The 11,167-nt window shown below is 41.5% G+C and carries 9 protein-coding genes; all 9 read left to right on the top strand.

The window, feature by feature from the left end; translation table 11 throughout:
• Positions 1-37 precede the first annotated feature (37 nt).
• The 9 genes from hisS to HXT44_RS04165 all read left to right on the top strand — a co-directional run bounded on the left by hisS (position 38) and on the right by HXT44_RS04165 (position 11,162).
• A complete protein-coding gene (gene hisS / locus HXT44_RS04125) occupies positions 38-1,438 on the top strand; it encodes a histidine--tRNA ligase (protein WP_004108947.1) in 1,401 nt (466 codons plus the stop codon).
• A gap of 88 nt (positions 1,439-1,526) precedes the next feature.
• Positions 1,527-3,323: an aspartate--tRNA ligase gene (gene aspS / locus HXT44_RS04130; RefSeq protein WP_119522778.1), complete on the top strand. Its 1,797-nt coding sequence runs from the start codon at positions 1,527-1,529 to the stop codon at positions 3,321-3,323.
• A 146-nt stretch (positions 3,324-3,469) separates the two neighbouring features.
• On the top strand, positions 3,470-4,282 hold the full coding sequence (locus tag HXT44_RS04135) for an amino acid ABC transporter ATP-binding protein (RefSeq protein ID WP_012914189.1): 813 nt from the start codon (positions 3,470-3,472) through the stop codon (positions 4,280-4,282).
• 70 nt (positions 4,283-4,352) lie between these two features.
• Positions 4,353-5,186, top strand: coding sequence for a glutamate ABC transporter substrate-binding protein (locus tag HXT44_RS04140; RefSeq protein WP_102155150.1), 834 nt, complete (start codon positions 4,353-4,355; stop codon positions 5,184-5,186).
• 1 nt (position 5,187) lies between these two features.
• The gene (locus HXT44_RS04145; protein ID WP_004108938.1) at positions 5,188-5,865 is read left to right on the top strand and encodes an ABC transporter permease subunit; all 678 of its coding nucleotides are present in this window, start codon (positions 5,188-5,190) and stop codon (positions 5,863-5,865) included.
• 5 nt (positions 5,866-5,870) lie between these two features.
• Entirely contained in the window at positions 5,871-6,956 is a 1,086-nt protein-coding gene (locus HXT44_RS04150) for an amino acid ABC transporter permease (protein ID WP_064621584.1), read from the top strand.
• Positions 6,957-7,165: 209 nt separating this feature from the next.
• Positions 7,166-8,605 (top strand): UTP--glucose-1-phosphate uridylyltransferase, encoded by a 1,440-nt coding sequence (locus HXT44_RS04155; protein ID WP_064621583.1) that lies wholly within the window; start codon positions 7,166-7,168, stop codon positions 8,603-8,605.
• A gap of 293 nt (positions 8,606-8,898) precedes the next feature.
• The gene (locus HXT44_RS04160) at positions 8,899-10,818 is read left to right on the top strand and encodes a helix-turn-helix transcriptional regulator (RefSeq protein WP_004108930.1); all 1,920 of its coding nucleotides are present in this window, start codon (positions 8,899-8,901) and stop codon (positions 10,816-10,818) included.
• Between the two features lie 2 nt (positions 10,819-10,820).
• Positions 10,821-11,162: a hypothetical protein gene (locus tag HXT44_RS04165; protein ID WP_064622067.1), complete on the top strand. Its 342-nt coding sequence runs from the start codon at positions 10,821-10,823 to the stop codon at positions 11,160-11,162.
• Positions 11,163-11,167 lie beyond the last annotated feature (5 nt).

Here is an 11,167-nt window from a genome sequence, read left to right on the forward strand (position 1 = left end):
CCATGATTTTTCCGCAACACCACCTATTATAGTGGACATGGTACAAGGCTCATCAATATCGGGTTTCCCTGAATGGCTTCCTAGTGAACGCGCTGTTGAACAGCAAGTAATTGACACACTAAGAGAAGTGTTTGAACTCAACGGTTTTATTGGAATTGAAACACGTGCAGTAGAACAGGGTTCAAGCTTATTAAAAAAAGGCGAAACCAGTAAAGAAATTTATTTATTGTCGCGTTTACAAGAAGTTGGTCACGAATCCGACACTCCTGTAGAAGAACGCATTGGTTTACATTTCGATTTAACAGTTCCGCTCAGCCGTTACGTCGTTGAGCATACTGGTGATTTGACGTTCCCATTTAAGCGCTGGCAAATGCAAAAAGTTTGGCGAGGGGAGCGTCCACAAGAAGGTCGTTTCCGTGAGTTTGTTCAAGCTGATATCGATGTAGTAGGAAATGGCGAATTACCTTCACACTACGAAGTTGAACTTCCACTTGTTATGGTTGAAGCTCTTGAACGTTTACGTAAGTTTGGTCTTCCTAAGGCAACTGTTCATGCTAACAATCGAAAGCTTTCTGAAGGTTTTTATCGCGGTATTGGATTAAGCGATATTGAGGGAGTTCTTCGAGAAATCGATAAGCTAGACAAAATTGGTGCTGAAGAAGTATCTAAGCTTTTGGTAAAAGAATGCGGCGCTACGGCTTCTCAAGCTGATGCATGCTTAGAATTAGCTGAACTTACTGCCGAAACAGGAGATGAGTTGAAGTCTCGTTTCGACGAATTATGCGATAAGCATAATATTTCTCGAAGCGATGATAACGAGTCTTACGTTTTAGCTTCTCAAGGTGTTGAAACTCTTGCGATGATTGTAGACGAAGCAGCACGTATCCGTCCAGGTGCTGTTGTTGCTGATTTGAAGATTGCTCGTGGACTTGACTACTATACTGGTTCTGTTTACGAAACTTTCCTTGACAACGCAGAATCTCTTGGTTCAATTTGCTCTGGCGGTCGTTACGATAATTTAGTTTCACAAGGCAAGAAGAAGTATCCAGGCGTAGGACTTTCAATCGGCATGTCTCGACTGCTTTCTTATATGCTTCACACTGCAGGTGCTACTGTTTCTCGAGTTTCTCCTGCTGCAGTACTTGTTGCAGTTTGGAATGAAGAAGATCGCCCTGCATGCAATGCTATTGCTAAAACTTTACGAGATCGAGGCATTGCAGCAGATGTTGCTCCTAGCGCAGCAAAGCTTGGTAAGCAAATAAAATATGCTGACAAGCTCGGCATTCCTTATGTGTGGTTCCCTGCTGATAGCACTGAATCAGAGTCATCTCACGATGAAGTAAAAAATATTATTACTGGCGAACAGGAAACCGCGGATGCCACGTCTTGGCAACCGGATACTGTTTATGCCCGGCAGACAGTTTCTTGCGCTAAATAATGTCTTGCAAATTTGCTTGAATATTGTGCGCAAAATCATGTCAATAGAAACAAATGAATATCAATTAGATTGTAGAGGAAGTGGACTTATGAGCCAGACGGCGTATCGCACACATCATGCCGTTGAAGTGACTGAAGAATTAGTCGGGCAAAAAGTAACCATCGCTGGTTGGGTTGATCGTCGCCGCGATCATGGTGGAGTTGCCTTTGTTGATGTCCGTGATAACACAGGCTTAGTGCAAGTTGTTATTTACGATGAAGAAACTGCACGACCATTGCGTAGTGAATTCGTTGTGCAAGTGACCGGCGAAGTTCGCTTGCGCCCAGATGGCAACGAAAACGATCATTTAGCAACCGGTAAAATTGAGATTGTTGCAGAAACTGTTACTATTCTCGCAAAGTCAGACGCTTTGCCATTCCAGGTTTCAACAGCTTTGGAAAACGAGTCCGAGAACAAGCTTCCAAGCGAAGATGTTCGTTTGAAGTATCGTTACCTTGATTTGCGTCGCCCATCTATGCAGCGCAATTTGAAGCTTCGCTCTGATATGGCTAAGGCTGCCCGCCATGCTTTGGAAGACATGAACTTTACTGAAGTTGAAACACCAACTTTCATTAAGTCAACTCCTGAAGGTGCTCGCGACTTCGTTGTTCCAGCACGATTGGTTCCAGGCTCTTGGTACGCACTTCCACAGTCTCCTCAGCTTCTAAAGCAGTTGCTCATGGTTTCTGGCGTCGAGCGCTACTATCAGCTTGCTCGTTGCTATCGCGACGAAGACTTCCGTGCAGATCGTCAGCCTGAGTTCACTCAGCTTGATATGGAAATGAGCTTTGCAAGTCAGGAAGATGTTATGGCTATGGCAGAGCGCGTTATTGCTGCTATTTGGAAGGAAGCTGGTCACGAGATTACTCTTCCTTTGTCTCGTATTACTTGGCAGGAAGCAATGGATAAGTATGGTTCCGATAAGCCTGATTTGCGTTTTGGAAACCCACTTATTGAGTTGACTGACTACTTTAAGAACACTCCATTCCGCGTGTTCCAAGCTTCATACGTTGGCGCTGTGCTCTTTAAGGGCGGTGCTGCAACTCCTCGTCGCCAATTTGACGCTTGGCAGGATTGGGCTAAGCAGCGCGGAGCTAAAGGTTTGGCTTACGTTGTGTTTGGTGAAGATGGCGAGTTAAAGGGTCCTGTTGCTAAGAATCTTAGTGAAGAAGAGCGCGCAGGTCTTAAGGAAGCTGTTGGAGCAGAAGATGGCGATGCAGTGTTCTTCGCAGCAGGTTCTCGCGAGTCTTCGCAGCTTTTGCTCGGCGCAGTGCGCGTTGAACTTGCTAGCCGCGCAGGATTGCTTCACCCAGATGAGTTTGCTTTCACTTGGGTTGTTGACTTCCCACTATTTAAGCGCACTGATGATCCAGATGATGACGACGTCGCCGTTGGCCACTCAAAGTGGACTTCTATGCACCATCCGTTTACAATGCCATCTGCTGATTGGATTGATAAGTTTGATAAAGATCCAGAGCACGCTATGAGCGATTCTTACGATATTGTGTGCAACGGTAATGAAATGGGCGGCGGATCCGTTCGTATCCACCGCGACGATATTCAAGATCGTGTGCTTAATGTTCTTGGAATCGATAAGGCTGAAGCTGACGAAAAGTTCGGCTTCTTGCTTGAAGCTTTCAAGTATGGTGCTCCACCTCACGCTGGTATTGCTTTGGGTTGGGATCGTACTGCTGCAATTTTGGCAGGCGCAAGCTCAATCCGCGACGTAATTGCATTCCCTAAGGCTGGCGGCGGTCGAGATCCTCTAACCGGCGCTCCTGCTCCGATTTCTGACGAGCAGCGTGCTGAAACTGGTGTTGATTATGATCCAGAAGAAGACGAGTAAATAAAAATACTTGTAAAAAATGTTATTGATAAGCCGTTGATTGTTGATTTTATAATCACAATCAACGGCTTTTTTGTAACGTAAGAGTTACAAAACGTAACGATAGTGATAAATAGCTGTAACACAGATTAGCTAAACTTCTTGTTATGGATAAGCAAGTATCAAAGTCAAATCCAAACGCCGAGGATATGACTAATCGCACTATTTCAGTGCAAAAAGCGGCAAATCCCCTCGTAGAACTAAGTCATGTCGAAAAGCATTATGGAAAACTTCATGTGCTTAAAGACATCAATCTGACTGTTAACAAAGGCGAAGTACTAGTTATTATCGGTCCATCTGGTTCTGGTAAATCGACAATGTGTCGCACAATTAACCGTCTCGAAACTATTGATTCAGGTGACATACGTATTGACGGTGAGCCACTTCCTCAAGAAGGAAAAGAACTTGCAGCTTTGCGAGCAGAAGTTGGTATGGTATTCCAGTCCTTTAATCTTTTCGCTAACAAGACTATTTTGGAAAATGTTACTCTTGCTCCAATGAAAGTGCGCCATATGGATCAGCAAAGTGCTGAATCTCTTGCTATGGAATTGCTCACTCGAGTCGGAGTTGATAATCAAGCAAACAAAATGCCTTCACAACTTTCCGGCGGCCAGCAGCAGCGTGTTGCAATTGCTCGAGCTCTTGCTATGCAGCCAAAAGTTATGCTTTTTGACGAGCCTACATCTGCACTAGATCCGGAAATGGTTAATGAAGTTCTTGATGTCATGGTTGAGCTTGCAAAAGAAGGCATGACTATGATTTGTGTTACCCACGAAATGGGATTTGCACGCAAGGCAGCTGACAGAATTGTATTTATGGCAGATGGTCAAATTCTTGAACAAGGCACTCCTGAAGAATTCTTTGAACATCCAAAAACTGATCGTGCAAAAGATTTCCTTTCCAAGATTCTTACGCATTAATCTGCTTTTTTGTTTTATCTTTCAGTAAAAATTCTGAAACTTTAAAACAGTTCTTACGAAGGGAAAAGATATGAAAATATTACAAAATCGCATTTTTCGTGCGATACTAGCGATGCTTTGTACCGTATGCTGCGTTATGCCGCTTACAGCTTGCGATCGTAGCGATGGTAAAAAAGTCATACGCATTGGTATTAAATTCGATCAGCCTGGTATGGGTTTCAAAAAATCAGGAACTTACGTTGGATTCGACGTTGATGTTGCTAAGTACGTTGCCAAAAAGCTCGGCTATTCAGAAGATCAAATCGTATGGAAAGAATCACCATCTAAACAGCGTGAAACAATGCTTCAAAACGGTGATGTAGATATGATTGTTGCAACATATTCCATTACTGACGCTCGCAAGAAAATGGTTTCGTTTGCAGGACCTTACTTTATTGCCGGTCAGGATTTGCTAATTCGAAAAGATGAGCATAAAGTAAGCGGTCCAAATGATTTGGACGGAAAGCGTTTATGCTCAGTTTCAGGCTCAACATCTGCAATTGCTATTAAGGAGCGTTACTCTTCAAAGGTACAGCTTATGCAACAGCCTGGTTATGCAGAATGTGCAACTGCATTATTCTCAGGAATTGTAGATGCTGTAACTACCGACGACATTATTCTTGCTGGTTTAGCAACCGCTTCTCGAGGTCGTTTAAAGCTTGTAAACAAGCCATTTACCGCAGAATATTACGGAATTGGCATTAAAAAAGGAAATACAGGCTTAGCTAAGAAAATTAATGCAGCCTTAAAAGACATGATTCGTAACGGATCATGGAAAAGAGCTCTAGACGACAATTTACGAGGCACTGGCTTTAAGCCGAACGCAAAGTATAATCCGCCAATTCCTCAAGAAGGAGAGAAGTAATATGCAAGATTTTATGCAGCTATTTACCTCCTACAATATTCCAGGAGCATTCTTGGTTAATATTGAAATAACTTTATGGAGTGTACTTTTTTCATCAATTATTGGCGTAATTCTTGTTACTATGCGCATTTGCCCTGTTTCATCATTACGCATGATTGCTACAGTTTATGTTGAATTGTTTAAAAACATGCCACTTACCATCATTATGGTTTTCATGGTTTTAGGCGTTTACGCTCAGCTTAAGATAGGATTCTCCTCAATTTTTGAAGTGAATTTCTTCTGGCTGGCAGTTGCTGGATTGTCGCTTTATACTGCAGCATTTGTTTGCGAATCTTTGAGATCTGGTCTTAATACCGTACCTGTTGGTCAAGCAGAAGCTTGCCGCGCTCTTGGATTAAATTTCTTCCAATCTGCAACACAAGTAATTCTTCCACAAACTTTCTGCGGTTCAGTAGCACCATTAGGTAATACATTTATTGCTTTGCTTAAGAATTCTACAGTTGCTGCTGCAGCATCAGTTGCCACTGAGACTTCAACAATGATGAGCGAAATGATTGAGAAACATGCAGATTTGATTGTTCCAATCTTCTTAATTTTCGCTTGCGGATACATTATGCTCATCATTCCTATCGGCATTTTGACTACTTATTTGTCAAATAAACTTGCTGTGAGAAGGTGATAACAATGGCTAAACAACGTGAACAATCATTATTATTCGATACTCCAGGTCCAAAAGCTCTTAAGAAAATTCGCATAGCTAATATTATTGCCGGTTGCATTTTTGTTATTTGCATTATTGCTATTCTCGTTCGTTTGAGCAATCCTCCAGAGGGAGAAAACCAACTTTCTTGGACGCTTTGGAATCCTGCACTCGAATCTGAGGCCTGGGTTGATTTTTATCTTCCTGGATTATGGATGACATTAAAAGCATCGTTACTTGCAGTAGTTGGTTCTATTGTATTTGGCTTATTCTTCGGACTTTGCCGTTTACTACCTAATTTTATTATTCGTAGTATTTCCGCAATAGTAGTAGAATTTTGCCGCGCAGTACCAGTATTGATGCTTATGATTTTCTTGTGGAGAGCATTCGCACTTTCTGGTATGAAAGAATCATCATACTGGGCTGTTGTTTTGGCACTGATTATGTATAACGGCTCTGTTGTTGCAGAACTTGTTAGATCAGGTGTTGGCAACTTGCCAAACGGTCAAAGAGAAGCTTCACTTGCATTAGGATTGAGCGAGTACCAATCATTGACACAAATTGAAATGCCTCAGGCAATTATTGCTATGATGCCTGCAGCAGTAACTCAGCTTGTAGTTGTTTTGAAGGATACTGCACTTGGTTCAATTATTATGTACACTGATTTGCTTCAGGAATCGCGCAGACTCGGATCAATGTACTTTAATATTTTGCAAACATTAAGCGTTGCAGCAGTAATATATTTCCTTATTTGCTTGGCATTGTCTTGGTTTGCACAATGGTTGCCATCGCACTTGAAGAATCGAACTGCCGCTCCAACAGAACCAGAGCCTGTTGCTCCAATTGCTATTATGGATCCTTCTAATGTGAACCAAATGGCAGTTGCTAGCGAAGTTAAAGAGCTTCCTTATGGCGGTACTCCACGTAAGTATCACGTACATCATCGCGGTACGAACGCTTCTATTCACCATTGGCGCCACACTCGTTACTTGCAAGGCTACGACGAGCATCATCTAAAAACTGGCGATGAACCGGAAGAAAATGATGACAACAATGCAGAAAATAACTAAATTTCATATTTAGTGGTGTTTAGTAGCAAATTTTCTCATAAGCGCAGTCGGTATTTATTATTGGCTGCGCTTATTATTTTCTATCTTGCAATTTCTAACTTTGGTAGAATCATAATAGTATTTCAAAATAACCGTTAAAAGCAATATTTGCGCAGCAACGCACAAATCGCTAAACTATTAAGGTCACATGCATACGAGGAGGCTTTTACATGGATGACGCGTTTGAGTTGTCCGCTGCAAAGATGCGCGAACAAGGCATGAGCGAAATTGCTATTGAACAATTTAAACACTTATATAATGCTTGGAATTTAGATAAATCAGGGGATAAGTCTGCGGAGTTTATTCGCGAGAGCACGGTTGAGCCTATTAAAAGCGTTCCAACTTTCCACGAAATTTACGAAACTATTGATCACGACAAAGCTGTTAACGCATTCGCAAAAACTGCTTTTATTAAATTAAATGGCGGTTTGGGAACATCTATGGGCTTGTCTTGCGCAAAATCTTTACTACCAGTTCGTAGGCATAAAGCTCGCCAAATGCGCTTTATTGATATTATTATTGGACAAGTTCTTACAGCTCGTCAGCGATTAGGAGTTAATCTTCCGCTTATTTTCATGAATTCTTTCCGCACGTCTCATGATACTTTGCAAGTACTAAAACGCAATCGCAAGTTTGTGCAAGACAATATTCCTGTAGAAATTATTCAACATCAAGAACCAAAATTAGCAGAGGAAACTGGAGAACCGGTTTCTCACAAGGAAGATCGATCTCTTGAATGGTGTCCTCCAGGTCACGGCGATATTTTTTCAACTCTGTGGGAATCTGATTTATTGCATACTCTTAAAGAAAATGGAATTGAGTATTTGTTTATTTCAAATTCTGACAATTTAGGTGCTAGACCGTCGCGCACTCTTGCTCAACATTTTGAAAATACTGGCGCACCTATCATGATTGAGGTTGCGAAGCGAACTCAAGCAGATCGTAAGGGCGGTCACATTGTTAGGGACGCGAAAACAGGAAGACTAATGCTACGAGAAATGACACAGGTTCATCCTGAGGATCGTAGAAGCGCACAAAGCATTAAAAAACATCCATACTTCAACACAAATAATATTTGGGTTCGTGTAGATGCTCTAGAAAAAAAGTTAAAAGAGCACAAAGGGATTTTGCCTTTGCCTGTTATTTTTAATCACAAAACTGTTGACCCAACTGACGAAAGCAGCACTCCGGTAGTGCAATTGGAAACAGCAATGGGAGCAATAGCTTCACTTTTCGATGACGCAATTTGCGTAGAAGTTGATCGCATGCGTTTCTTGCCTGTTAAAACAACCAATGACTTATTTATTATGCGATCAGATAGATTCCATCTTACTGATTCATATGAAATGGAAGATGGTAACTATATATTTCCTGATATTGATTTGGATCCACGTTATTACAAAAACATCAATGATTTCAACGAAAGATTCCCATATTCTGTTCCAGCTTTAGCTGCTGCAAAATCAGTAACTATTAGGGGAGATTGGACATTTGGAAACCAAGTTTCAATGTTTGCTGACGCTGTTTTAGAAGATACAGGAGAACCAAGTTATGTGCCAAATGGAGAATTCGTGGGACCGCAAGGAATTGAACCAGACTCTTGGGTTTAAAGCAGATTTCTTGCAAATATGCGATTTTTATTGATAGTAAATAAAATTATCTATAAAAAAATTATATGGCGTGTCGCGAAAAAATGGCGTATTTTCAACGTTGTTGATGTTCGTGTGAATAAAAAATATATAATTATTAGAAGTTTTTTAAAAAAATGTCCACACGTACCGCAAAACACCATTAAAATAGAAAAGGTGTGCGCAATATTGCAACACAAGTTTTGCTGCATTTCGTAGTCGCTTGTATGCAAGGCGCATAAGTAAATTGATACAAACATGATACGTGAGGACTAATGGTAGAAGGAAGCAACGGAAGGCGACGTTTTTCCGACAAATGGGGCAAACACGAGTTAGATGTACTCGCTGTATTGTCTTCCGCATTCCCGCAATGGCTGACTTCGCGTCAAATTGCACAGCGCGTAAAGGCATATGCAGATTCATACGGTGAGCTTGCAGATCAAGCAGCTAAAGCAGCATTCGCAAAACAGTTCCAGCGAGATCGCGCAAAGCTTGCTGCTATGGGTATTGCAATAGAGTCTAGGCAGCCAGAATATTCTTCGAAGTCCGAAGGTCAAGACTTTGCGTCTTATCGTTTGCAATTAGGCGATGAGCCTCGCGTACGTTTACGTTTCGACCAATCTGAATTACCAGTTTTAGCTGCAGCAAATTATCTTGCTCGTTCAATGTCTATTTCTTCTCTTGATTCAGGTCAACACGAGCAACAGCGCACTTCTCGCACTGCTCCTAGAGTCCCACAAACTCCTATTCCTGGCTTAGGATTAGATTCAATCGCACCTGGTCTTGGAACACAAATGCTACCTGATTCATTGGTAAAAGTTATTGATTCTCGCAGATTTGCCGCAACTGTGGATGTCGATGGTGAACATTTAAACGTTGCTTATACTGATGCTGACGATTTAGCGATGTTTGTACTAGAACATCCTGGATCTAGCGTAGTAAGCCCTCAAGAAGCAGTTGATGCTTTCCATCGCCGTTTGCACGCAGCAGTTAATTTTGCTCAATATGACGAAAATGAGCAAAAAGATGAAGAAGGTGCTATACAAGAAGCGCAAAATATTGAAGAACAAAATAGCAACACTGATAAATCGCATACCAAAAAAGGCTCTTCATTCCAAACTGGAAGTGAAGTAGATCGTAGGCTTCGATTGATGCTTTTCTTGTCTGCTCATCTTGGAGAGGAATTCCCATTAGACGAGCTTGCTGAGCGTTTTATTGGTAGACCAAAAAGCGATGATGAACTTCGTCGATTTGTTACAATTCTTCACAAGGATATAAATACTCTTACTACTGTTTCTGACGATGGGGAAATGGCCGGAAGCCAATTCTTTGATATAGATTGGACTCTTCTTGAGAACGAGGGAATTGTTTCTGCTACTAACTCTTTAGGATTGGAAAGACTTGCTGGAATTTCACAGCAATATTTGAGCATGCTTACTGCGTCTGCTAATTATTTGGCGCATTCCTTGCTTTTGCCTATTGAACAGCGCACACAAGCTGAATCCTTGTATAAGCGTCTTCGCCGTCATGTTCTTCCTGGTCAAACTCCATGGCTGAGTTTAACAGGTTACGAAATTGAGCCTCGAAATTGTTCTATTGTTCGCAGTGCTATTAACTCTGGATCTTTACTAGATATGGAATACACTGACGGGGCAGGACGTATTCGTCGCAAGATTGTTGCACCGTCGAAGATTTACGTTGATGAAGGCGTTTACTATGTTGCAGTATGGACTGATGTAGAGCAGCAAACACCAGAAGATAAACGTGAATTTGTTGCTAAAGATACGACAATTAATAAAGCGAATGGATTGCCTCGCATTTGGCAAGTTCTTCGCGTAGCACGTATTGAACGTGCAGAAGTTGTAGAGCCTGTATCTCAAGTTAAAATTCCAGATGTGCCAGTTAGTGAACTTCGCAAGTGGAGCTTTGATAACGGAACTGAAACTTGCTTCATTACCGATGAAACAGAATTGAACTTTTTGAAGAATCTTTCTGGAGCCACTATGGAAACTTGTGGCAGCGGAGTAAAAGTCCATCTTACTGTTTCTTCTGATTCATGGTTCGTTGCTTTTTGCATTGCTCACGCACGTCATATTACAGCTGTTGCTCCTGAAACATTGCGCAGTATGATTATTGCTCGCGCTCAACGTGAATTAAGCGTTAATCACGCTGATAATGCGAATACAGAGGAATAACAATGCCTTGGTGGATTTGGCTACTCATAACAGTTTTTATGCTGATAATGGTAGCGCTAGGAGTTGTTATTGTCATTTTAAGCGCAATAAAAATAGCTAAGGTCTGTTTTGGTATTTCCGAAGACGTTTCTTCTAGATTTGAACGTTTGCATGAACCAAATAAAGAAGATAATGAAAATCCTCGAGATCCATTATTTACACTTCCTATTAAAGATGCAACGAATCGATATGAGCGAACGCACACAAAAGTTATTGAGCGTCATCAAAAAATTCGCGAAAATCACCGTAAAATATGGCAGCATTGGGATAAAAAATCTCTTCGCGAAGAAGACATTCAGCTATAGCATAT

This window comes from Gardnerella sp. DNF01198P, assembly GCF_049244165.1.
Taxonomy (GTDB): Bacteria; Actinomycetota; Actinomycetes; order Actinomycetales; family Bifidobacteriaceae; genus Bifidobacterium; species Bifidobacterium swidsinskii.